The sequence below is a fragment of the Rhizobium sp. AG207R genome, from assembly GCF_027109195.1.
Lineage (GTDB): Bacteria > Pseudomonadota > Alphaproteobacteria > Rhizobiales > Rhizobiaceae > Rhizobium > Rhizobium dioscoreae.
In genome coordinates this window covers 227413-249330 of record NZ_JAEPVT010000003.1, presented here as the reverse complement: position 1 = coordinate 249330, position 21918 = coordinate 227413, and the positions used below count along the sequence as shown (strand labels likewise).

The 21918-nt window shown below is 60.1% G+C and carries 22 protein-coding genes and 1 tRNA gene; 16 read left to right on the top strand and 7 right to left on the bottom strand.

Going from position 1 to position 21918, the window contains the following annotated elements:
• Positions 1-47: 47 nt before the first annotated feature.
• Complete coding sequence (locus tag JJQ51_RS08735; RefSeq protein ID WP_269244583.1) at positions 48-662, top strand: LysE family translocator; 615 nt, start codon at positions 48-50, stop codon at positions 660-662.
• Between the two features lie 126 nt (positions 663-788).
• Here JJQ51_RS08735 and JJQ51_RS08730 read toward each other — a convergent pair.
• Positions 789-863 (bottom strand) — tRNA-Gly (locus tag JJQ51_RS08730).
• A gap of 245 nt (positions 864-1108) precedes the next feature.
• On the opposite strand from JJQ51_RS08730, the gene JJQ51_RS08725 reads away from it, so the two are divergent.
• The 5 genes from JJQ51_RS08725 (at position 1109) to JJQ51_RS08705 (ending at position 5076) form a co-directional block, all read left to right on the top strand.
• Positions 1109-1618, top strand: a complete 510-nt coding sequence (locus tag JJQ51_RS08725; RefSeq protein ID WP_145635942.1) for a prolyl-tRNA synthetase associated domain-containing protein — start codon at positions 1109-1111, stop codon at positions 1616-1618.
• A gap of 159 nt (positions 1619-1777) precedes the next feature.
• Positions 1778-2749 carry a thioredoxin gene (gene trxA, locus JJQ51_RS08720; RefSeq protein WP_269244582.1) on the top strand — a complete coding sequence of 324 codons (972 nt, stop codon included), beginning with the start codon at positions 1778-1780 and terminating at the stop codon, positions 2747-2749.
• A 253-nt stretch (positions 2750-3002) separates the two neighbouring features.
• Complete coding sequence (locus JJQ51_RS08715) at positions 3003-3662, top strand: LON peptidase substrate-binding domain-containing protein (protein ID WP_113330883.1); 660 nt, start codon at positions 3003-3005, stop codon at positions 3660-3662.
• Between the two features lie 9 nt (positions 3663-3671).
• The gene (locus JJQ51_RS08710; protein ID WP_037154712.1) at positions 3672-3860 is read left to right on the top strand and encodes a Trm112 family protein; all 189 of its coding nucleotides are present in this window, start codon (positions 3672-3674) and stop codon (positions 3858-3860) included.
• Between the two features lie 220 nt (positions 3861-4080).
• Positions 4081-5076 (top strand): hypothetical protein, encoded by a 996-nt coding sequence (locus JJQ51_RS08705; RefSeq protein ID WP_269244581.1) that lies wholly within the window; start codon positions 4081-4083, stop codon positions 5074-5076.
• Between the two features lie 120 nt (positions 5077-5196).
• Here the strand turns inward: JJQ51_RS08705 and JJQ51_RS08700 are convergent, their stop codons facing one another.
• Entirely contained in the window at positions 5197-6411 is a 1215-nt protein-coding gene (locus JJQ51_RS08700) for a ubiquinone biosynthesis hydroxylase (RefSeq protein ID WP_442967291.1), read from the bottom strand.
• 83 nt (positions 6412-6494) lie between these two features.
• Between JJQ51_RS08700 and tesB the strand changes: the two genes are divergently transcribed.
• From tesB to JJQ51_RS08670, 6 genes are all read left to right on the top strand, one after another.
• Positions 6495-7379, top strand: a complete 885-nt coding sequence (gene tesB / locus JJQ51_RS08695) for an acyl-CoA thioesterase II (RefSeq protein WP_269244579.1) — start codon at positions 6495-6497, stop codon at positions 7377-7379.
• A gap of 213 nt (positions 7380-7592) precedes the next feature.
• Positions 7593-7943: a P-II family nitrogen regulator gene (locus JJQ51_RS08690; RefSeq protein WP_015341499.1), complete on the top strand. Its 351-nt coding sequence runs from the start codon at positions 7593-7595 to the stop codon at positions 7941-7943.
• Positions 7944-7970: 27 nt separating this feature from the next.
• On the top strand, positions 7971-9338 hold the full coding sequence (locus tag JJQ51_RS08685) for an ammonium transporter (RefSeq protein WP_113330874.1): 1368 nt from the start codon (positions 7971-7973) through the stop codon (positions 9336-9338).
• Positions 9339-9610: 272 nt separating this feature from the next.
• Positions 9611-12280 (top strand): FtsK/SpoIIIE family DNA translocase, encoded by a 2670-nt coding sequence (locus JJQ51_RS08680; protein WP_269244578.1) that lies wholly within the window; start codon positions 9611-9613, stop codon positions 12278-12280.
• A gap of 136 nt (positions 12281-12416) precedes the next feature.
• Positions 12417-13085, top strand: a complete 669-nt coding sequence (locus JJQ51_RS08675) for an outer membrane lipoprotein carrier protein LolA (protein ID WP_269244577.1) — start codon at positions 12417-12419, stop codon at positions 13083-13085.
• 202 nt (positions 13086-13287) lie between these two features.
• Positions 13288-14091, top strand: coding sequence for an exodeoxyribonuclease III (locus JJQ51_RS08670; RefSeq protein ID WP_145635961.1), 804 nt, complete (start codon positions 13288-13290; stop codon positions 14089-14091).
• Positions 14092-14210: 119 nt separating this feature from the next.
• Here the strand turns inward: JJQ51_RS08670 and JJQ51_RS08665 are convergent, their stop codons facing one another.
• Complete coding sequence (locus JJQ51_RS08665) at positions 14211-14666, bottom strand: cyclic nucleotide-binding domain-containing protein (protein WP_145635963.1); 456 nt, start codon at positions 14664-14666, stop codon at positions 14211-14213.
• A 7-nt stretch (positions 14667-14673) separates the two neighbouring features.
• Positions 14674-15357, bottom strand: coding sequence for a response regulator transcription factor (locus JJQ51_RS08660; protein WP_092717256.1), 684 nt, complete (start codon positions 15355-15357; stop codon positions 14674-14676).
• Positions 15358-15505: 148 nt separating this feature from the next.
• On the opposite strand from JJQ51_RS08660, the gene JJQ51_RS08655 reads away from it, so the two are divergent.
• The gene (locus JJQ51_RS08655; RefSeq protein ID WP_113352929.1) at positions 15506-16054 is read left to right on the top strand and encodes a L,D-transpeptidase family protein; all 549 of its coding nucleotides are present in this window, start codon (positions 15506-15508) and stop codon (positions 16052-16054) included.
• A 143-nt stretch (positions 16055-16197) separates the two neighbouring features.
• Positions 16198-17028 carry an aldo/keto reductase gene (locus tag JJQ51_RS08650; protein ID WP_113352928.1) on the top strand — a complete coding sequence of 277 codons (831 nt, stop codon included), beginning with the start codon at positions 16198-16200 and terminating at the stop codon, positions 17026-17028.
• Between the two features lie 188 nt (positions 17029-17216).
• Here the strand turns inward: JJQ51_RS08650 and JJQ51_RS08645 are convergent, their stop codons facing one another.
• The gene (locus JJQ51_RS08645; protein ID WP_269244576.1) at positions 17217-17876 is read right to left on the bottom strand and encodes an NADPH-dependent F420 reductase; all 660 of its coding nucleotides are present in this window, start codon (positions 17874-17876) and stop codon (positions 17217-17219) included.
• 66 nt (positions 17877-17942) lie between these two features.
• Between JJQ51_RS08645 and JJQ51_RS08640 the strand changes: the two genes are divergently transcribed.
• Complete coding sequence (locus JJQ51_RS08640) at positions 17943-18839, top strand: LysR family transcriptional regulator (protein ID WP_113352927.1); 897 nt, start codon at positions 17943-17945, stop codon at positions 18837-18839.
• 42 nt (positions 18840-18881) lie between these two features.
• Here JJQ51_RS08640 and JJQ51_RS08635 read toward each other — a convergent pair whose 3' ends face one another.
• Positions 18882-20336: an MFS transporter gene (locus JJQ51_RS08635; protein WP_269244575.1), complete on the bottom strand. Its 1455-nt coding sequence runs from the start codon at positions 20334-20336 to the stop codon at positions 18882-18884.
• 137 nt (positions 20337-20473) lie between these two features.
• On the opposite strand from JJQ51_RS08635, the gene JJQ51_RS08630 reads away from it, so the two are divergent.
• Complete coding sequence (locus JJQ51_RS08630; RefSeq protein ID WP_113330865.1) at positions 20474-21403, top strand: LysR family transcriptional regulator; 930 nt, start codon at positions 20474-20476, stop codon at positions 21401-21403.
• Here JJQ51_RS08630 and JJQ51_RS08625 read toward each other — a convergent pair.
• Positions 21376-21864: a MarR family winged helix-turn-helix transcriptional regulator gene (locus JJQ51_RS08625; protein WP_113330864.1), complete on the bottom strand. Its 489-nt coding sequence runs from the start codon at positions 21862-21864 to the stop codon at positions 21376-21378. The genes JJQ51_RS08630 and JJQ51_RS08625 overlap by 28 nt on opposite strands.
• Positions 21865-21918: the final 54 nt, after the last annotated feature.

The following is a 21918-nucleotide window of genomic DNA, read 5'->3' as shown; positions in this document are numbered from 1 at the left end:
TAAGAGTTAAAATCGGTTTCCGGCATCGAAGAGGAACGGGAAAGCAAATGACTCAGTCGGGATTCATCGCATATTCCAGTGCGCTGGCGATTGCAGCAATCATTCCGGGTCCGCAAATCGTTGCCATCGTGGCGCAAGCTTTGAAGAGCGGCTATCGGCGTGCAGCATGGATGACGGCCGGTATGGTGTTCGGCGACGTATTGTACCTCGCCGCGGTTCTTGCCGGATTGGCGTTCATCGCGGAAACCTTCAGCTATTTGCTGATTGCGATCAAATGGGCAGGCGTCGCCTATCTTTGCTGGCTGGCTGTGCAATTCTGGCGATCCGGCGAGACCTTCGATGAAAGCCATGTGGCCCAGCCGGGGAGTGGCGCAAATGCATTCATTTCGGGCGTTCTGGTCACGCTCGGCAATCCCAAATCGATCCTGTTCTATATCTCCATCCTGCCGACGGTCGTGGACATCCGGGCGCTATCGGCCACCGACGTTCCGATTCTTCTGGCGATAACCGCCGTCATCCTGACCGCCGTGCAGTTCCCTTTCGCTATTCTTGGAGCGAAGACGCGCCGGTCCCTGCAATCGCCTCGGGCGATGCGCCTGATGAATCGCGGCGCAGCCTTCTGCATGGGAAGTGCTGCCGCGACGATCGCGGTTCGTAACTAGCACGAGCGCATTGCGCGGAGCGCGAGAGGAAAAGAAAACAGGCGCGTGAAAAATGCGCCTTCCAGTCGGAAAGGCGCTCTTACGGCCAAGCCGTAGCGTCTTTATTCCATAGGAAAATTTGAAAACTGGAGCGGGCGAAGGGATTCGAACCCTCGACCCCAACCTTGGCAAGGTTGTGCTCTACCCCTGAGCTACACCCGCTCATTCCCGTCGCGATCCGGGGTAGTGTGTTTGGACCGCTGGGCGTCGTCTTGCGGCGACGGGCGCTATATGGCCTAACCATTTTTCAAATGCAACAGGGAAATGACGAGTTCGCGAAGAAAAATTGCATCTTCTTTTCGCGAACCATTGGAAAGCCCGGAAATGCCGGGCTTTGTCGTCTCGAAGATTGCAATGAAATTGTAGGCGACGTATCAGGGGCGAACCATTTTCGATTGCGAGACGCCATGACCGAGACCAGCCCGAAAAACCGCGACGATCTTTTCCGATTCCTGGATGGGCTCGGTATCAGCCATACGACCAAGGATCATGCTCCGGTCTTCACCGTCGCCGAATCGGTATCGCTGCGCGACGAAATTCCGGGCGGCCATACGAAAAACCTCTTCGTGAAGGACAAGAAGGACAATTTCTTCCTGCTGACCGTCGAGGAAAACGCGACGGTCGACCTGAAGACCGTGCACACGCTGATCGGTGCGGCCAGCAAGGTGTCCTTCGGCAAGCCGGAAAAGCTGATGGAATATCTTGGCGTCATCCCGGGCTCCGTCACGGCCTTCGGCGCGATCAACGACATCGCCAACAATGTCACCTTCGTTCTCGATTCCGAGCTGATGGCGCATGACATCGTCAATTGCCATCCCTTGTCGAACGATGCGACGACGTCGATTGCCAGCGGTGATCTCCTGCGCTTTATGGAGGCGACGGGTCATACGCCGCTAGTCTTGAAAGTGACGAGCTAACGTACGATTTTAGCGCTAAGATTATAGCGGTCGGCTTCTCTTCGGATTGTCCGGTCGCTTTGGCCACTTCATGGAGCGTGCTGGCAGGCGAACCTCGTCGTCTCGTCTGGAGATCATGCTTCTCACAAAATCAAGGATGCCGGCAGGCGGGAGACACTCATGAGCGGTTCGAACAATCCCTATAACGCTTCCTTCGGCGGGCAGATGTCGGCCTCGGCATCCTTCAGCGCCACGCCAGCCGCTGGCGGCGCTTCGCCGATCAAGGATACGACGACAGCGACCTTCGCCAAGGACGTTATCGAGGAATCGCGCAACCAGCCGGTGCTGGTCGATTTCTGGGCGCCCTGGTGCGGCCCGTGCAAGCAGCTGACGCCGGTGCTCGAAAAGGTCGTCACCGAGGCGAAGGGCCGCGTCAAGCTGGTCAAGATGAATATCGACGATCATCCCTCGATCGCCGGCCAGCTCGGCATCCAGTCGATCCCGGCCGTGATCGCCTTCGTTAACGGCCGCCCGGCCGATGGCTTCATGGGTGCGGTTCCGGAAAGCCAGGTTCGCCAGTTCATCGATCGCCTCGGCGGTCCGGCAGGCGGCGACGATCCGGCAGCCGAGATTGCTGCCGTTCTGGAAGAGGCAAGCGGCCTGCTTGCCGCCGGCGACGTCAATGGCGCGGCCGAGCTTTTTGGCGCGGTGCTGCAGGCGGACCCGGAAAATGCCAAGGCGCTCGCCGGCATGGCGGAATGCATGATCGCCGCCGGACAGAGCCAGCGCGCCCGCGAGGCGCTGGCCGATCTGCCGGAGACGCTCGCCAACGATGCGGGCATCCAGGCGGTGGTGAAGAAGCTCGACCAGATCGACGAGGCCCGCAAGCTTGGCGATCCCGTGGCGATCGAACGGGAGCTGGCATCCAATCCCGACAATCACGAGCAGCGCATCAAGCTCGCCAAGATTCGCAATGTCGAAGGCAAGCGGGAAGAGGCGGCCGATCATCTTCTGACCGTTATGCGCAAGGATCGCAGCTATGACGATGACGGCGCGCGCCGCCAGCTGCTGGAGTTCTTCGAGGTATGGGGTGCCAAGGATCCCGCCACGATCGCGGCGCGGCGCAAGCTTTCCTCTATTCTGTTTTCATAACGGGTCGGCTGTTCTACGAGCATGGCGATCGCGCGGAACCTTCCGGGCGATCGCTTGTTAGACGGCTGTCCTATGTATCCGGCAAACGGCTCCCATCGGCGTTTTCATCGAAAATACTCTTGTGTTTTCGGCAGACGGGCTCACATTGTCGGTGACGCGGCGCAAAAAGGGGCGATGACCGCGAATGTGTGTCGTTCCTGCGCGGCCCACTGCGGCGCGCAGCGCGTCGGGGCGATCTAGCGGGATGGAAAAGATGCAAGTCGGCAATGCGAGATATCTGAAGCCGGGCGATCTGCCCGAATCGGTGGTCGTCTTTCCCTTATCCGGCGCGCTGCTGCTGCCCGGGGCGCAACTGCCGCTCAATGTCTTCGAGCCGCGCTATCTCGCCATGTTCGATGCGGCGATCGCCGGAAATCGTTTGATCGGCATGATCCAGCCGGCGCTGGGAGAGCCGCCGGATTCGTCCAATCTGGCGCATGTCGGCTGCCTCGGACGTATTACCTCCCTCTCGGAGACCGGCGATGGGCGTTATATTGCCGCACTGACGGGCATATGCCGTTTCCGGCTGATGGATGAAATCACTGCCCACCAGCCCTATCGCACATTCCGCATCACCCCTTTTATCTCCGACCTGAAATCCCATCATGAGGAAGGCACGGTCGATCGCCCGGCACTGCTTTCGGCTTTCCGTGCCTATCTGGAGGCCAACAGGCTGGAGGCGGATTGGGAAAGCGTCGAGCGGGCCGACAACATGATGTTGGTCAATTCGCTATCGATGATGGCGCCCTTCGATCCGGCCGAGAAACAGGCCCTTCTCGAGGCGCCCGACCTGAAGACCCGGGCAGAAACCTTCATCGCCATCGTCAAGATCGTGCTCGCCGGCTCCGGCGACACCGATTCCCTGCTGCAGTAGGAGTTTCAGATGGATGTCACCGTCAGCAAGGTCGACCCGAAACTGCTCGATCTTCTCGTCTGCCCGCTGACCAAGGGGCGGCTGAGCTACGACCGGGAAAAGAACGAGCTGATCTCGGAAAAGGCGCGTCTCGCCTATCCGATCCGCGACGGCATTCCGATCATGCTGATTTCGGAGGCAAGACGTATCGAGGATTGAGGACCGTGCCCCTCTGGTACTGTGGAGTAGAGGCCGGCCGTTTCTCTCAGAGATCAATGGAATGGCGACTTTGCGTCTCCAAGGCGGTCAGACAAAGTGGCGCGCGCCAAGCGCCTTAGCTGCCTTTGAGGCGAATTAGGCATATTGGCGCGCGATCCCGGCGCCGCCACTGCGGTGGTGGCCGTACCACAATTTAATTGAGGGAGACAGACGTCGGAGCATGCGCGGTAACGAGACACGCAATCAGCACTTTGTGTCGCAGGTTGAGCAGAGGCTCAACGCGAGCAACCCGAACAGCACCGGCGATAATTTCCGGATCTACTCGTTTCGCATCGCGGATCGAGAGGCTTCCAGGATTGAGCTGGAGAACCCCCGCGGGCGTGCGATCGTATCGACCTTGTCGATGCTTGACCTCTTCAGCTTCGACGTGCCGGGAGGCGGACCGCTGCGCATGAACCTCGAGGCGCTGTTCCACAAGTACGAAGCGAAGGTCGAGATTCATACCAAAGGCCTGCTCGAAAAGCTGGCAGCGGGCAGCACGGACATCAAGACTGAGCTTATTGACTTGTTCGCCGTAAAGCTGCTGAACTTCATCCGCAATCCCTTCTGCATCCAGAAGGTGTTGAACAGCTTTCCCGGCGTTGGACAGTACGAACCGACCGATCCGGAACTGTTAGCTGTCTATCGACGGATCGTCAACGGACAGAAGCCGCACCAGGCTCACCTGTGCCGGCAACTCGACGTATCGCAGGAGACCTATGTCGAGTGGCTCCGGCTGATCTTCGTTCTGTTGATGCAGATCGGGGATGACCGGACGAACCTGTTCGAAGGCATGATTAAGGCGCTATTTGAGGCGCGCGACACGCAGGCTGCAGCCTTTGTCTGGATCTACGACCAAGACGTCTGCCTGCTTTCGGATCGAAGCTACTGCCAGCCCATTCCAGACGGCGCGCACATGGCGATGTCCTTCAATCTGTGTTCCACCGCCTTCGCGGACTACGTTTTCGCCGACGCTGCGACCTTGGTCGAAGGTCGCGCTGCGCCTGCATTTGGGGCGAGTGCCTTAGCCGCTTGGCGGCAGCGGTCCCAGGCCACAATCAATGTGACGGTGACGAAGAACAATCGTCCAATGCTGGCCCGCTACAATCGGCAAATCATCGAGCAGGCGCGCGAACGAGTCTACTGTGCGGAGAAGGCTGGCATAGTGCTGGCGTAGCCAGCCTAGTGCAGATTAATGGCGGCTTTCCAAAACATTTGGCGCCTGAAACCTTCCGGTCCTCTCCCGACCATTCGCAGACATCTGCGGCGAATTACACCTCTTCCAATTTGCTGCGCTTCAGATCGCCTCACCAGCCAACAGCCGCGGATTATTCCTTGCAGTCGTCCCCGCTGCCTGGCCGATGAAGAAGGATTTGAGGCTGGGCAGGCGGTCGACGATCCCTAGTCCGAAGTCGCGGGCGATGCGCAGCGGCGTGTTGTCGTTGGAAAACAGCCGGTTCAGCACGTCGGTCGTCACCCCCATGCGGAAGGTGTCGAAGCGGCGCCAGGTCTGGTAGCGTTCGAGGGTGTTGATCGAGCCGATATCGAGGCCGAGGCGGTCGGCCTCGACGATGGTTTCGGCAAGGGCCGCCACATCCTTGAAGCCGAGATTGAGGCCCTGGCCGGAGATCGGGTGAATGCCGTGGGCGGCGTCGCCGGCCAAAGCGAAGCGCGGCGCGACGAAAGCGCGGGCCAGCGTCAGGCCGAGCGGAAAGGCGCGGCGTTCGCCGATCGTGCGCAGTGCGCCGAGCTTGTGGCCGAAGCGGCGCTCCAGTTCCTCTTCGAACAAGAGGTCGTCGGAAGCCACAAGCCGTTCGGCATCGGGGGTGCGTTCCGTCCAGACGAGCGAGGAGCGATTGTTCTTCAAGGGCAGGATGGCGAAGGGGCCGGAGGGCAGAAAATGCTCCTCGGCGCAGCCGCCATGCGGGCGCTCATGCTCGACGGTGACGACGATGCCGGACTGGCCGTAATCCCAATTGACGGTCTTGATCCCAGCCATGTCGCGCAGCTTCGAGCGCACGCCGTCGCAGGCAACCAGAAGCCGCGTTTCGAGCGTGCTGCCGTCCGAAAGGGTGAGCGTGGTCTTGTTGTCGTCGGTGACGAAATCCGTGGCGCTGAGGCCATGCTTGATCGTAATGCCAAGACGCTCGCAGGCGCCACGGAGCGCGCCAACCATGGTGAGGTTCGGCACCATGTGTGCGAAGGGCTGGCCGTCGGCCACTTCGCCGTCGAAGGTGAGAAAGACCGGGCGGACGGGATCGCCTGTGCGCGAATCGGTGACGATCATGCGGGTGATCGGCTCGGCCTCCGGCGCGATCTCGTTCCAGACGCCGAGGACTTCAAGCATCTTGGAGGCAGCGGCGATGATCGCCGATGCGCGCATATCCTTCTTCCAGGCGGATTCCGGTGCGGCTTCCACGATCATGACATCGAGGTGGGGGGCTGCCTGCTTGACTGCGACCGCTGCGGCAAGACCCACATATCCGCCACCCACTACCAGCATGTCCAACATAGCGCTTCCCTGTGTCTTACTGTCACGTCCTGCTCTATATAGAGCATCCTGTTGACGGTTCCTACCATGGGAGTTCAAGCAAAATGTCGCGAGAGACCGAGAAGCTCACCCCGATGGAAACCGTACTGGCGACATTGGATCTCGAAACGATCGAGATGAACCTGTTTCGTGGCAATAGCCCGCAGGTCGGCTGGCAGCGCGTCTTCGGCGGGCAGGTCATCGGCCAAGCCTTAATGGCGGCGCAGCGAACGGTGGATGGCGATCGCTTCGCGCATTCGCTGCACGCCTATTTCATGCTGCCCGGCGATCCGTCGGTGCCGATCCTCTATCAGGTCGATCGGCTGCGTGACGGTTCGAGCTTCAATACGCGGCGTGTATTGGCCATCCAGCACGGCAAGGCGATCTTTGCTCTGACGGCGTCCTTCCAGCTCGACGAGCCAGGCTTCGATCATCAGGGCGACATGCCCGACGTGCCGATGCCGGAGAAACTGATGGACGAGGAGCAGGTCAAACAGCGCTATCTCGCCCATGCGCCGGAGAATGTCCGCCGCTATTGGGAGCGCAAGCGGGCGATAGAAATCAGGCCCGTTTCGATCGAGAGCTATTTTTCGCGAGCCCAGCCGAGCCAGCGGCAGAATATCTGGGTTCGGGTGACGGGACCGGTGCCGGATAACCGGCTCTACCAGAATGCCGTGCTCGCCTATCTCTCCGACATGACGCTGCTCGATGTTTCCCTGAATGCGCATGGCACATCGGTACTGGATCCGACTGTCCAGGTGGCGAGCCTCGACCATGCCATGTGGTTTCATCGTCCCTTCAAGCTCGACGACTGGCTGCTCTACAGCCAGGAAAGCCCGAGTGCCTCCGGCGCCCGCGGATTTACCCGCGGCAGCCTGTTTACGCGATCCGGTATCCTGATTGCGTCGGTGGCGCAGGAAGGGCTGATTCGTAAAAAGGCAAATGCTTAAATTTGTGGCAAATTTATAAATTTGCACTTTATTTGTGCGGCCCTCACAATGAGAAATGCCGCTTTATTGGGTCTGTGCAATAAAACTGTTTTATTTCAACACGTTATAAATGTGTCACGAATCTGGCACGTCCTTTGAATGTATATGGCCAGTCGCTGCAGAAACACTCGTCGGCGGCAAGGAGAGTCGGCTCCGTGCCGAGGCTAACAAAGGATGGGAAACCAGATGAAAATTGTGATGGCCATTATCAAGCCGTTCAAGCTCGATGAGGTCCGTGAGGCCCTCACGGCTGTCGGCATCCAGGGCCTGACTGTGACCGAAGTGAAGGGTTACGGGCGCCAGAAGGGGCATACCGAGATTTATCGCGGCACCGAATATGCCGTCAGCTTCCTGCCGAAGCTGAAGATCGAGGTCGCAGTCGCATCCGAAACCGTTGACAAGGCCGTCGAGGCCATCGCGTCGGCAGCCAAGACCGGCCAGATCGGCGACGGCAAGATCTTTGTCTATTCCATTGACCATGCCGTACGCATCCGTACGGGCGAAACCGATTCAGAAGCGCTGTAAGACACGGCGGATCAGGGAGTTATTTGCATGTCATTTTCTAAGCTTTCCTCCGCCTTGACACGGGTGGGTGCGCTTTCTGCGGCCTTGCTTGCGCCGGCGATCGCCTTTGCGCAGGAGACCGCTCCGGCGGCAGCCGCTGCGACCGCCGCCGCACCGGTTCCGGACAAGGGCGACACCGCCTTCATGTTCATCTCCACCATTCTCGTGCTCTTCATGCTCGTGCCGGGTCTGGCGCTGTTTTACGGCGGTCTCGTCCGCGCCAAGAACATGCTCTCGGTTCTGATGCAGTGCACGATGATCGGCGCGGTCGTGATGATCCTCTGGGTTCTCTACGGCTATTCCTTCGCCTTCGGCGGCGGTTCGAGCCCTTATTGGGGCGGCACGGCCAAGATGTTCCTGTCGGGCGTCTCGACCTCGACGACGGCATCGACCTTCACCAAGGGCGTGGTCATCCCTGAATTCATCTTCATGCTGTTCCAGATGACCTTTGCCGCCATTACGCCGGCACTCATCATCGGCGCCTTCGCCGAGCGCATCAAGTTCGGCGCAGCCGTGCTCTTCTGCGCGCTGTGGGCGACCTTCGTCTACTTCCCGATCGCTCACATGGTCTGGGATTCCAACGGCATGCTCTTCAAGATGGGCGCACTCGACTTCGCCGGCGGCACCGTCGTTCACATCAATGCCGGTATTGCAGGCATCGTCGGCGCCATTCTCGTCGGCAAGCGCGTCGGCTTCGGCAAGGACATGATGGCTCCGCACTCCATGACGCTCACCATGGTCGGCGCATCGATGCTCTGGGTCGGCTGGTTCGGCTTCAATGCCGGCTCCAACCTCGAAGCTTCCGGCGGCGCGATGCTCGCAACCGTCAATACCTTCGTCGCAACGGCAGCCGCCATCATCTCCTGGTCGCTGGTCGAAACCTTCACCCGCGGCAAGGCCTCCATGCTCGGTGGCGCTTCGGGCATGGTTGCCGGCCTCGTCGCCATCACGCCTGCAGCCGGCATCGCCGGTCCGATGGGCGCGATCGTCATGGGTCTCATCGTCTCGCCGCTCTGCTACTTCTTCGTCTCGGTCGTGAAGAACAAGTTCGGCTACGACGATACGGCTGACGTCTTCGGCGTACACTGCATCGGTGGTATCTTCGGCGCCATCGCAACCGGCATCTTCGCCAGTGCCTCGCTCGGCGGCGTCGGCTATGCCGATGGCGTCACGATGAGCAGCCAGGTCGTTGTCCAGCTGACCGCCGTCGTCACGACAATCCTGTGGTGCGGCATCGGCTCGGCGATCCTCTACAAGGTCGTCGACGTCATTATCGGTCTGCGCGTCGCTCCGGAAGCCGAACGCGAAGGTCTCGACCTCGCCTCGCACGGCGAAGCGGCCTACCACAATTCCTGATCGGAGCTTGCGAAACCGGGGCAAGGCTCCGGTTTCGCTCAACATCCCGTCGCGTCCTATTTCATTGCAAATAGGCGCCCTTGGCCCGGACCTTGGTTCGGGCCCTTTTCGTTCGTGCACAGCCATTTTTCTTCAGACGACAGGCGATTCATGAGGTTGGCATGCATGGTTAACATGCCATTAACCCTCCTCTGATTAGGTATGGCTAACCTGCCGGCGAGTGGGCATAGACCGATTCGTTTGCGCTTTGGACAGGAACGGGGCTGGATATCATGGGCAGAAGCAATTCGGCGGCGTTGAGCGGTCGCCCCGACCGTTTATCGCTATCGAGCGTGGTTTGGCGTCAGGTCAAGGGCCTGACGGGTTTCGCGATACTGTTCCTGCTGGCGCTTGCGGTTGCCGCGCTGGCGACCTGGAACGTCATGGACCCTAGCTATTCCTACGCAACTGCCAATGCGCCGACCAACCTGCTCGGCTTTCCCGGCGCCGCCTTTGCCGACATCATGATGCAGTCGTTCGGCCTTGCCTCGATCCTGGCGATGTTACCCGTTGTCGCCTGGGCCTTCGCGCTGATTGCCAACCGCAAGCTTCATCGTGTGCCCTCGCGCCTCGGCGCCTGGTTCGGCGGCTGCATCGTCGCGGCCGGCTCCATCGCCTGCTTCCCGGCGCCGCCCACCTGGCCGATTCCGAACGGTATCGGCGGTGTCGTCGGCGATCTTCTTCTGCGTCTTCCAGCCCTCTTCATCGGCACCTATCCGAGCGGTGTCGTCGCCATCATCATCGGTTCGGTCCTCGCCGTTCCGGCCATTTGGCTCATGCTCTTCGCCTCGGGCGTCATCGGCGAAAACCTCGTGGAAGACGAAAGTGATGAGGACGATTACGAGGAAACCCGCAGCCGTGCCCGCCGGGTTGGCGATGAGGACGAGGATGACGACCGTGGCGGTTTCCTTGCCAATTTCATGGCCTATGGTGCGGTCATGCATGCCTGGTACAACACGCAGGCCCGACTTCGCCGGCTGTTCGGCATGGGGCCGCGCAAGCGCCGCGACCATGCCTTCGATGCGCCTTATGATTTCAACGACGACGAATTCGGTACGCTGAACGAGCCGGTGCGCGCCAAGGCACCCATGGCTCGGGGCGACCGTCTGGAGCCGTCCATGGATGGTCCGGCGCGCCGCGTCGTTTCCGCGCCGTCGATCAGTCTCGGCGATGACGAGGATGAAGACGAGGATTCGACTTATGATCGCGATCCGCGGCGCCCGGCCGATATCCTGCCTGACGATGAGGATGACGAGTGGCCGTTGGCCCCGGCTGCTCCAAAGGGAGCCGCTGCCGGCCATCGCGTCACTCCGGCCGCGCCGCGTCCGAAACCGGGTGCGCGGGCGGAACGCGAGGCGCAGACCTCCTTCATCCGTCCCTATGGCTTCCAGCTCCCCGCCGTCCATCTGCTTGCCGAGCCGAAGGCCGTCGCCCGCGATGCGACGCTCTCGGCCGATGCGCTGGAGCAGAATGCCCGCATGCTCGAAGGCGTGCTCGAGGATTTCGGCGTCAAGGGCGAGATCATTCACGTCCGCCCCGGCCCGGTCGTCACGCTCTATGAGCTGGAGCCGGCGCCAGGCATCAAATCGTCCCGCGTCATCGGCCTTGCCGATGATATCGCCCGTTCGATGAGCGCGATTGCCGCCCGTGTCGCCGTCGTTCCCGGCCGCAACGCCATCGGCATCGAGCTGCCGAACTCGACGCGCGAAACGGTCTATCTGCGCGAGCTCATCGCCAGCCGCGATTTCGAGACGTCCAAGGCGAAGCTTGCCATGTCGCTCGGCAAGACGATCGGCGGCGAACCCGTGATTGCCGATCTCGCCAAGATGCCGCATCTGCTCGTGGCCGGCACCACCGGCTCGGGTAAATCCGTTGCGATCAACACCATGATCCTGTCGCTGCTCTACCGCATGACACCGGAGCAGTGCCGCCTGATTATGATCGATCCAAAGATGCTCGAACTCTCCGTCTATGACGGCATTCCGCATCTGCTCTCGCCCGTCGTCACGGATCCGAAGAAAGCCGTCGTTGCGCTCAAATGGACCGTCCGTGAGATGGAAGAGCGCTACAAAAAGATGTCGAAGATCGGCGTGCGCAACATCGACGGCTTCAATACGCGCGTCGAGCAGGCCGTCGCAAAGGGTGAGGCGATCAGCCGGACCGTGCAGACCGGCTTCGATCGCCAGACCGGCGAGGCGATCTATGAGACGGAAGAATTCGACCTAAAGCCGATGCCCTACATCGTCGTCATCATCGACGAAATGGCCGATCTGATGATGGTCGCCGGCAAGGATATCGAAGGCGCCGTGCAGCGTCTGGCGCAGATGGCGCGTGCCGCCGGCATCCATGTCATCATGGCAACGCAGCGTCCGTCCGTCGACGTCATCACCGGCACGATTAAGGCGAACTTCCCGACCCGCATCTCCTTCCAGGTGACGTCGAAGATCGACAGCCGCACCATTCTCGGCGAGCAGGGTGCGGAACAGCTGCTCGGCATGGGCGACATGCTCTACATGGCCGGCGGCGGGCGCATCCAGCGCGTTCACGGCCCCTTCGTCTCCGATGGCGAGGTGGAGGATATCGTCGCCTATCTGAAGACGCAGGGCGCACCGCAATATCTCGATGCCATCACCGCCGATGATGACGAGGATGATGACGGCCACGGTCCGGTTGGCACGTCCAATCTCTCCGATTCGGAAGATCCCTACGATCAGGCTGTTGCGATCGTGCTGCGCGACGGCAAGGCTTCGACCTCCTATATCCAGCGGAGACTGGGCATCGGCTACAATCGTGCAGCGTCGCTGATCGAGCGCATGGAGCAGGAAGGTGTGATCGGCCCGGCCAACCACGCCGGCAAACGTGAGATCCTCGTTCCCACCGAAGCCGATATTCTCGATCGCTGAGGCAATCAGCCTTTCCGTGTCGCATATCCCGTCTATGTTCAGGGAAATTTGATTGCCGCCCCTTACCGGCCTTGGGCCGTTGCGCCATGAAGACGCCGATTTTGCGCGCCATGGACGAAGCATGAAGGAGAATTCGATGACGAAATTTGATGCGCAGCCGTCTAGCCGACTGTCCCTGACCCGCCGGCACCTACTCGGCGCCGTGCTCGCCGTCGGCGGGGCAGGCGCTCTGCCGGTTTCGGCTTTCGCGCAGGCTCAAGCACAGACGCAGGCAGCTGCAGCGACCCTCAATCCCGGTATCGCCCAGGCCATTGCCGATCATTTCTCATCCATCAAGTCGATGAAGGGCGGTTTCCTGCAGATCGGACCGCGCGGCGATCAGATGAGCGGCGCATTCTTCATCCAGCGGCCCGGCAAGATGCGTTTCAACTACGATCCGCCGTCGCGCATGCGCGTAATCTGCGACGGCAATAACGTACAGGTCATCAACGACCAGACGCAGACAAGAAATATGTATCAGCTATCGAAGACGCCGCTGAGCCTGCTGCTCGCCAACAAGATCGACCTTTCGGCCGACATGGTGCGCAATGTCGATTCGCAGCCGGATCTGACCAAGCTCACGCTCGGCAACCGCACCGTTTTTGGCGATTCGACGATCACGATGATCTTCGATTCGAAAAGCTACGACCTGCGCCAATGGACCGTTATCGATCCGCAGGGCAAGACAACCGATGTTATCATCAACAACGTGAAGACGAACGTCGCCTTCGACGACAGCGTTTTCCGCATCGACTATACGCGCTGACGGTCGACTCCATCCCGAGCCATAGATAAGCGGCGAATGGCGCTTTTCTTTCCACTACAGCCGGTCTAAAGCCTTACGCTGACCGGAGAGAGCGGTGATTCATCGAATCGCCGAGTCGCTCCGACTGTCTGTTTTGACGCAATTCCGGACGGAAAACCGCTGCGCACTTTTCCTCGAATTGCTCCAAGGAAAAGGCTCGGGTATGGGATTTTCGATTGCGACCTGGAATATCAATTCGGTGCGGCTGCGTATGCCGATCGTCGAGCAGTTCGTCATGCAGGCCCGGCCCGATATTCTCTGCCTGCAGGAAACCAAGGTTCCGAACGAGCTTTTCCCCCATGCGCCGCTCCGGGCGCTTGGCTATGAGCACATCATCATTCATGGCCAGAAGGGCTATCATGGGGTGGCCATCGCATCGCGTTTCCCGCTGACCGAGGATCATCGCCAGGATTATTGCAATGTTGGCGACAGCAGGCATATCTCGGCCATCTTCGAGCGCGGCGGCCGGCGCATCCGCCTGCACAATTTCTATGTCCCGGCGGGTGGCGATGAGCCGGATCGAACGATAAATCCGAAATTCGGCCACAAGCTTGATTTCATCGAGGAGATGAAGAAGCTGCATGCCAATGCCGAGCAGAACACCTCTGCGATCCTCGTCGGCGATCTCAATATCGCTCCGCTGGAGCACGACGTCTGGTCGCACAAGCAGCTCCTGAAGATCGTCAGCCATACGCCTGTAGAGACCGAAGGGTTGCTCGAGGTGATGAAACGCGGCGCTTGGCTCGACCTGATGCGCCAGCAGGTGCCGGAAAGCGAGAAGCTCTATACATGGTGGAGCTATCGCGCCAAGGATTGGGAGGCTGCCGACCGCGGTCGCCGCCTCGACCATATCTGGTCCTCCTCCGATCTGGGTCCGCATCTGCAGCGGATCGAGATTCTGAAGGCGGCGCGCGGCTGGGATCGTCCGTCCGACCATGTGCCGGTCGTGGCGCATTTCAATCTCTGAAGCGGGATTGAACTTGCTAGAGCGTTTGCGCTTTTCTTTGAATCGCGAAAACGCTCTATCCTTTTGTATTTACGCAATTCCGGACGGAAAGCCGCTTCATACTTTTCCTGGAATTGCTGTCAGGAGAAGCGGCCGAGCATTGCGGCTGCCTGCCTGGCAAGGGCGGCGAAGTTTTCGCGGATACGGTTCTGGATCAGCAGGCCGGCGTCTGGATATTCCTCGATCAAGCGGTGAAAGAGGGCGCGGGTGATGCGGATCACGTCGGATTCTTCGGCGGCAACGGCCGTGTATTTCCGCTCTACCAAGGTCACCATCGCCAGTTCCGAAAGCATGGTGCCTGCCTGGACCACCGCTTCCACCTGTGTCTGGCCGTTTGCATCGATGGTGCTGAGCTCGAAACTGCCGCGCGTGATGACATAGGCGCATTCAGCGGGCGATTTTTCCCGGAACAGCGTCTGGCCCTCATTCACATGGCGGCGGTCGGCGCCGAAGGCGATCAGCCGCAACGGCTCATCGCCCATGCCGTGAAACAGCGGCAGTTGCGACAGCAGTCGGATATCGTCGTTCAGCGCCATCGATCGCCTATGGAATGATCTTGTAGCCGCCGTTTTCCGTGACAAGGATTTCGGCGTTGGAGGGATCGCGCTCGATCTTCTGGCGAAGGCGGTAGACGTGGGTTTCGAGCGTATGGGTGGTCACGCCGGAATTGTAGCCCCAGACCTCTTCGAGAAGGATATCGCGGGTCACGACCTTCTGGTCGGCGCGATAGAGATACCGGATAATGGCGGCTTCCTTTTCGGTGAGCCGGATCTTTTGTCCGTCTTCCGTGGTGAGCAGCTTCTGGCTTGGCTTGAAGAGGTAGCGTCCCACCGTGAAGGTCGCATCCTCGCTCTGCTCGTGCTGGCGCAATTGTGCGCGGATGCGGGCGAGCAGGACGGCGAAGCGGAAGGGCTTCGTCACATAGTCGTTGGCGCCGGCTTCAAGCCCGAGGATAGTGTCGGAATCCGTGTCATGCCCCGTCAGCATGATGATCGGCGCCTTGAAGCCGTTCTTGCGCAGCAGCTTCACGGCTTCGCGGCCATCCATATCGGGCAGGCCGACATCCATGATGAGGAGATCGACGGGTACGGTGCGCGCGGTCTGCACGCCTTTTCCGGCGGTCGCCTCCTGCAGGACGTTGAATTCCTCGTAAAGCGATAATTGCTCGACCAACATTTCACGCAGGTCGTTATCATCGTCCACCAGGAGAATGGTGCGTGCGGTCATGCCGTTCGGGTCCTCGTTCTAATCCCACTTAAGTCCTACGCCAAATTGCATTTTTAGCAAGTCGCGACGCGGCTCAGGCTTGGTCGTTTGGTTGAAACTGCTATGATTTCAAACGAAATCACACGCAAAGCAAAAACATGTGAGGAAAATGCAAAAGACAAGGGCGGGGGCCAGGCGGACCGCTTCGACAATCGTCGTGCGTCCTGCGCCAGGTAAGAAAACGCGGGCGCTGGTACAGGTGGGGAGCATGACGGTACCGGCAGCAATCGGCCGATCCGGACGCAGCATATTGAAGCGTGAAGGAGACGGCGCGACACCCATCGCGGATATGAAGTTGCTTCACGGCTTCACGCGCGGCGATCGGATCCGCTTTCTGCGAACGGCCTTGCCGATGCGGCATATCCGGGAGGATATGCTCTGGTGCGACCAGCCCGGCGATCCCAACTACAACAGGCTGGTGAAGGCTCCTTTCGGGCCGAGCCACGAGGAATTGCGGCGAGGCGACGGCCTCTACGACGTCTGCCTGGTGCTCGACTGGAATGTGAGCTCTCGCAGGCGCAACCGCGGCTCGGCGATCTTCTTTCACCTGATCAGGCCGGGATACGAGCCGACGGCCGGGTGCATCGCGGTCAACCTGCGCGACATGAAGCGCATCCTGCCATCATTGCGAAGAGGTATGACGGTCCGGGTTGTCTGAAAGGTCGCCCGGGGTTAACATCCGGATATTCTCCACTATATGGGATTTCGACCGGTCGCTTGTGCGGACCAGGCCGGCCCTTTCCTTTCAGAATTTAAATCACGCCTTCACTCCACCCACTTATCATCCTTTGGAGACTTATCGTGACCACGCAACCAACAATCACGTTCAATGATGGCCATTCCATTCCGCAGGTCGGCCTCGGCGTCTGGCAGACGCCGGAGAATGTCGCGCCGATGGCGGTCAGCACGGCTTTGAAGGCCGGCTATCGCCATGTCGACACCGCAGCCATCTATGCCAACGAGGATGGCGTCGGCGAAGGCATGCGCCAGTCCGGCGTCGCCCGTGAGGATATCTATCTCACAACCAAGCTCTGGAACGAGGCGCAGGGCTTCGATTCCACGCTGAAGGCCTTCGACGAAAGCCTGAAGCGGCTCGGCACCGATTATGTCGATCTCTACCTGATCCATTGGCCGTCGCCGCACCGCAACCGCTACCTCGATACCTGGAAGGCTTTCGTGCGCCTGAAGGAAGAAGGCCGCGCCCGTTCGATCGGCGTTTCCAATTTTGCCGCCGCGCATCTCGAACGTATCATCGGCGAGACCGGCGTGACGCCCGTGCTGAACCAGATCGAGCTGCATCCCACCTTCCAGCAGAAGGAACTGCGTGCGGTTCACGACAAGCTCGGCATCAAGACAGAATCCTGGAGCCCGCTCGGCCAGGGCAAGCTTCTCACCAACGCCGCCATCGGCAAGGTCGCCGCCAAACATGGCCGCACGCCAGCGCAGGTCATTATCCGCTGGCATATCGACAACGGCCTGATCGTCATCCCGAAATCGGTGACGCCGAGCCGCATCGAGGAAAACCTCAAGGTTTTCGACTTCAAGCTCGACAGCGAAGACCTGGCCGAGATGGCCAAGCTCGATTCGGCCAGTGGCCGCATCGGCCCGGACCCGCTGACGGCGAGTTTCTGATCGCAGGTTGCGATCCGCTTATGCAAAGGGGCTCGGAGTGAAGGCTCCGAGCCCTTTTTTCATCCTAAAGCATGTCGCGCAAAAGTGCGCAGCGGTTTTGCGACAACGACATGCACAAAATCAAAAACCTAAAGCGCGGGAAACGACTCTGAAAGATCGCGCGACGCGCTTTAGAGTCCTGAGTGCCGTCAGAGCTGGACCCAGGCCGGTGCCACCGTCGGACCTTTGCCGAGGAAGAAGCCGAAGTGGATGTTCATCTCGCCGATCGGTTCGATGAAACGGGCATTGCGGAGCGGACCCGCGTCGACCGGCTCGAAGCCGATGGATTTGACGAGGCTGGATACGGCGCGCTTGGCCTTCTCGTCGTCTCCGGCAATGAAGACCTGCAGCACCTTGCTGTTACGTCCCTCGACGGGCAGCAGCGGTGCGAAAATCGTATTAAAAGCCTTCACCACCGTCGCCTCGGGCGCAAGCGCCTGGATTTCTTCGGCGGCCGAACTCGAGTGCCCGACGACGAGGTCGCTGAAATCTGCGGTGACGGGATTGCTGATATCGATCAGCACCTTGCCCTTGAGATTTCCGGCTTCCTTCAGCGTTTCCGCGATTACGCTATAGGGCAGCGCCAGTATGACGATATCGGCAAGCTTGATAGCGGCGGCAACTCCGCCCGCTTCGATGCCAGCGCCCAGTTCGGCGGCAAAGGCTGCTGCCTTTGCGGGATCGCGATGGCCAATGACCAGGTCGGACCCTGCTTGGGTCAGCAGACGAGCCAGTCCCGCCCCCATATTTCCGGTACCAATGACAGCGATTTTCATGTTCGTCAGCTCCTTGTTGTGACTGACAAACACATAAGATTATATCCATATCCGGATAAATGATCTAGATATATCGATACTTTAAACGGATTGTTTCTAATGGATCGATTGTCCGGCATGAGCATCTTCGTCAAGGCAGTCGAGCTCGGCTCGTTCAGCGCCGCGGCAGAGGCCTTGAACATGTCGCCGCAGCTCGTCGGCAAACATGTACAATTTCTCGAACAACATCTTGGTGTTCGGCTTCTCCACCGCACCACGCGCCGTCAGCACCTGACGGAGGTCGGCAGCCAGTTTTACGAGCGCTCGCGCAATATTCTGGCAGAAGTCGAGGCAGCAGAGGCGTTGGCGGCGGAAACCCGGGCCGTGCCGCGCGGCAAGCTGAGGGTCAATGCCCCGGTCACCTTCGGTATCCATGCGCTCGCTCCGGTGCTTCCGAAATATCTGAATGCGCATCCGGAAGTTTCGATCGATTTGTCGCTGACGAACCGCATGGTGGATCTGATCGATGAGGGCTATGACGCGGTCTTTCGCATCGGTGAGCTTGCTGACAGCGGATTGATCGCCCGCCGTCTAGGGCCTTATCGCCTGATGATCTGTGCTGCGCCGAGCTATCTGCGCGCCCACGGCACCCCCTCCACGCCGGACGATCTCCGAAATCATGAGTGCCTGATCTTCTCGCATACAATGTTGAGGACTCATTGGGATTTTGAAGGACCAGAGGGGAATGTGAGCGTTCCGATTTCTGGCCGGCTGATGATCGACAATGGTGAGGCGCTGCTGAAAGCCGCGCTGGCAGGGCTCGGTATCGTTCTGCAGTCGTCCGAACTCATTCAGTCGAGCCTGGAAACCGGAGCACTGGTGCCGCTTTTGCCCGGGTACAGCGTGCCGACGCGCCAGCTGCATGTTCTCTATGCGCCGGATCGCCGCATCACGCCGAAGCTCCGCAGCTTTCTCGATTTCGTTTCGGCGCAATTCGGCGGCCACGGATCGGTGTGACCGGATGGCGGGATTATCCTCCGCCATCCTCTCGGCTCATTCTCACGAGACCTCTTGCGCAAGGGCGCCACGCCTTGAACGTGCCATGCCTGTGACGGCGATGGCCAGCGTCGCGCCGATCAGCAGGGCGCCGACCACAAAGGTGATCTGCATGCCTGTTGCAATGGCCTCCGGGCGTGCTGTGATAATATCGCTCGTTCCCGATCCTAGTGTGAAGATGGCGCCCATGACAGACGCGCCCGTTATCAGCCCGAGGTTTCGCGACAGGCTCAGCATGCCTGAAACGACGCCGCGTTGCTCGGAGCCTATGCCCTTCATGATCGCGGTGTTGTTGGATGCCTGAAACATCGCGTAGCTGGAGGTGATGATGACCAGTGGCCCGATATAGCCGGCGACTCCGAATCTGCCTTGCAGTGCTGCCATCAGGACCAGGCCGATGATCATGCCCACAAGACCTGTCATGGTCATGCGGTGGGCGCCGAAGCGATCGACGATGCGGCCGGCCGGCACTCCCGTCAGCGCTGACACCAGCGGGCCGACGGACATGATGGCGCCGACCTGGGCTGCATCGAAGCCGAGAGCGCGGGAGAGATAGAAAGGCCCGACCACCAGCGTCGTCATGATGACGGTGGAAACGAGGGTGCTCATGACAAGACCCGTGCTGAGCTTAGGATCGCGGAACATGGAAAGGCGCAGCAGTGGCGACTTTACCTTCGTTTCGGTGAAGGCAAACAGGGCGATGCCTGAAGCTGCGGCCAACAGCAGGCCGATATTCAAAGCGCCAAAGCTTCCATGCCCGATCGTCATTGCCAGCGCATAGGCAGCCAGCGTCAGGGCCAGCAGAAAAGTGCCGATTCCGTCCGGGCGTCCCTGAGCTCTTTTGCTGTTTTGCCGCTCAGTTGGCAGGAAACGCGCAGCGAGCAGGAAATTCACGACCCCGAGTGGCACGTTGACGAGGAAGATGGTTTCCCAGCCGAGGCTGGCGATCAAGATGCCACCGAGCGACGGGCCGAGCGTAGTGCCGATCGCAGACATTGTGCCGAGCAGGCCCATGGCGCTGCCTGTGCGCTCTTTCGGCACGGTTTCACCGACCATCGCGACAGTGAGCGCCATCATCATGGCGGCGCCGAGACCTTGCAGACCTCTGGCGGCGAGCAATAGCCAGAGTGTCGGCGCAATGCCGCAGAAGAGCGAGGCGAGGGTGAAAAGGCTGATACCAATCAGCAGCAGGCGCCGCCTGCCGAAAATGTCACCCAGCCGTCCGACGCTGACGATCAGCGTGGAGATGGCGAGCAGATAGGCAAGCACGATCCACTGCACCTGCTGAAAGGAGGCGCCGAATGCCTGGGCGAGCGTTGGCAATCCGACATTGGCAATGCTGGTATCGAGCGAAGGCATCAGCATGGACAGCGATAGGCTGGTAAGGGCCCAGCGGATGGAGGATGTGGACTTTGTGTGGCCGGCTTTGGCCGGATCTTCAATGATTGGCTGCAACATGAGCTCCATTTCTAGTGACGTAATAAAACTTCCGGCAGAAAGGTAGCTCTCGGCATGATATGGCGGAATACGCAGCATTTGCACTTGATCAGTGCATTTGACGCTATGCATTGAGAAAACCATGTTATGGTCGCATCATGTCCACGCCTGATCTCAACCTGCTCGTCACTCTCAATGTCCTGCTTGCCGAGGGCAGCGTCGCGCGCGCCGCCCGGCGATTGCGATTGAGCCCGTCGGCCATGAGTAGGCAGCTGGCGCGGCTGCGCGAGACGACGGGCGATCCATTGTTGGTCAGGGCCGGGCGAGGGCTGGTGCCGACGCCGCGGGCGCTGGAGCTACGCGAGCGTGTCGGTCATCTTGTTCAGGAGGCGGAAGCGGCCTTGCGGCCCGCCGAAAGCCTCGATCTGAAGCAGCTTGCTCGAATCTTCACGTTGCGCACCCGCGAAGGCTTCGTGGAGAATTTTGGCGCCGAACTGATCGCACGCATTGCCGAGCAGGCGCCTGGCGTTCGGCTCTACTTCACTCAGAAGCTGGACAAGGACAGCATGCCTCTGCGCGACGGCACGATCGATTTCGAGACCGGCGTCGTGGGAGACGATACCGGCCCAGAGCTCAGGACGCAGGCGCTGTTTCATGATCGCTTCATCGGCGTGGTCCGAAGCGGGCATCCGTTTAGCGAAGGGGAGATCACCCCGGAGTGTTATGCCTCCGGCCGGCATATTCTCGTTTCGCGGCGTGGCCTGCAGAAGGGACAGATCGACGAGGCGCTGGAGAAACTGGGGCTGGCGCGGCAGATCGCAACGATTGTCGGCAGCTTCTCGGCGGCGCTGGCCTTGGCGCGCGCCTCCGACCTGATCGTCAGTCTGCCGGAGCGCTATACGGGCAATCTGCGTGTCGGCATGCATAGTTTCGCGCTGCCGGTGCCGACATCCGATGTGACGATCTCGCTGCTCTGGCATCCGCGCATGGATGCGGACCCGGCGCACCGCTGGCTGAGGGGCTGCATTCGCGACGTCTGCGCCGGATCGCGTCGGAGCGATCAATCAGATTCGAAGTCGGCTAAATAATTGCGCAGCAGGCGGTCAAGAGCCATGCGTTCGCCTTCGGAAAGGGTGGAGATCAGGCGTTTCTGTGTTTCGACATGCGCCGTCACCGCCGCATCGATAAGCTCGAAGCCTTTCGGCGTCAGAGATATCAGGAAGCTGCGGCCATCATCCGGGTTCTGGCTGCGAGCGACGAGGCCGGCCCTCTCCAGCTGATCGATGCGATTGGTCATCGTGCCCGACGAGACCATCATCGTCTCCATAAGGTCGCTGGGGGAGAGAGTATAAGGCTCGCCCGAGCGGCGCAGGGTCGCCAGCATGTCGAAATTTGCCGAGTTCAGGCCGAAGCGGCCGAAGGTCTTCTCCATCTCGCGCGAGAGATGGAGCGCGAGATTGCGCAAGCGCCCGAACAGGCCCATGGCCGTGGTGTCGAGATCCGGTCGTTCGCGGCGCCACTGGGCGAGAATTTTGTCGATGCGATCCATGCCGGAACTTCGCCATGAATTTATCTTGACGTCAAGGTATTTCAGGTTATCTTG

What these genes read in the sequence shown, in the direction of transcription:
- JJQ51_RS08735 (WP_269244583.1), top strand. Translation starts at nt 48, where the DNA reads ATGACTCAGTCGGGATTCATCGCATATTCCAGTGCGCTGGCGATTGCA.
- JJQ51_RS08725 (WP_145635942.1), top strand. Translation starts at nt 1,109, where the DNA reads ATGACCGAGACCAGCCCGAAAAACCGCGACGATCTTTTCCGATTCCTG.
- trxA (WP_269244582.1), top strand. Translation starts at nt 1,778, where the DNA reads ATGAGCGGTTCGAACAATCCCTATAACGCTTCCTTCGGCGGGCAGATG.
- JJQ51_RS08715 (WP_113330883.1), top strand. Translation starts at nt 3,003, where the DNA reads ATGCAAGTCGGCAATGCGAGATATCTGAAGCCGGGCGATCTGCCCGAA.
- JJQ51_RS08710 (WP_037154712.1), top strand. Translation starts at nt 3,672, where the DNA reads ATGGATGTCACCGTCAGCAAGGTCGACCCGAAACTGCTCGATCTTCTC.
- JJQ51_RS08705 (WP_269244581.1), top strand. Translation starts at nt 4,081, where the DNA reads ATGCGCGGTAACGAGACACGCAATCAGCACTTTGTGTCGCAGGTTGAG.
- JJQ51_RS08700 (WP_442967291.1), bottom strand. Translation starts at nt 6,411, where the DNA reads ATGTTGGACATGCTGGTAGTGGGTGGCGGATATGTGGGTCTTGCCGCA.
- tesB (WP_269244579.1), top strand. Translation starts at nt 6,495, where the DNA reads ATGTCGCGAGAGACCGAGAAGCTCACCCCGATGGAAACCGTACTGGCG.
- JJQ51_RS08690 (WP_015341499.1), top strand. Translation starts at nt 7,593, where the DNA reads ATGGGAAACCAGATGAAAATTGTGATGGCCATTATCAAGCCGTTCAAG.
- JJQ51_RS08685 (WP_113330874.1), top strand. Translation starts at nt 7,971, where the DNA reads ATGTCATTTTCTAAGCTTTCCTCCGCCTTGACACGGGTGGGTGCGCTT.
- JJQ51_RS08680 (WP_269244578.1), top strand. Translation starts at nt 9,611, where the DNA reads ATGGGCAGAAGCAATTCGGCGGCGTTGAGCGGTCGCCCCGACCGTTTA.
- JJQ51_RS08675 (WP_269244577.1), top strand. Translation starts at nt 12,417, where the DNA reads ATGACGAAATTTGATGCGCAGCCGTCTAGCCGACTGTCCCTGACCCGC.
- JJQ51_RS08670 (WP_145635961.1), top strand. Translation starts at nt 13,288, where the DNA reads ATGGGATTTTCGATTGCGACCTGGAATATCAATTCGGTGCGGCTGCGT.
- JJQ51_RS08665 (WP_145635963.1), bottom strand. Translation starts at nt 14,666, where the DNA reads ATGGCGCTGAACGACGATATCCGACTGCTGTCGCAACTGCCGCTGTTT.
- JJQ51_RS08660 (WP_092717256.1), bottom strand. Translation starts at nt 15,357, where the DNA reads ATGACCGCACGCACCATTCTCCTGGTGGACGATGATAACGACCTGCGT.
- JJQ51_RS08655 (WP_113352929.1), top strand. Translation starts at nt 15,506, where the DNA reads ATGCAAAAGACAAGGGCGGGGGCCAGGCGGACCGCTTCGACAATCGTC.
- JJQ51_RS08640 (WP_113352927.1), top strand. Translation starts at nt 17,943, where the DNA reads ATGGATCGATTGTCCGGCATGAGCATCTTCGTCAAGGCAGTCGAGCTC.
- JJQ51_RS08635 (WP_269244575.1), bottom strand. Translation starts at nt 20,336, where the DNA reads ATGTTGCAGCCAATCATTGAAGATCCGGCCAAAGCCGGCCACACAAAG.
- JJQ51_RS08630 (WP_113330865.1), top strand. Translation starts at nt 20,474, where the DNA reads ATGTCCACGCCTGATCTCAACCTGCTCGTCACTCTCAATGTCCTGCTT.
- JJQ51_RS08625 (WP_113330864.1), bottom strand. Translation starts at nt 21,864, where the DNA reads ATGGATCGCATCGACAAAATTCTCGCCCAGTGGCGCCGCGAACGACCG.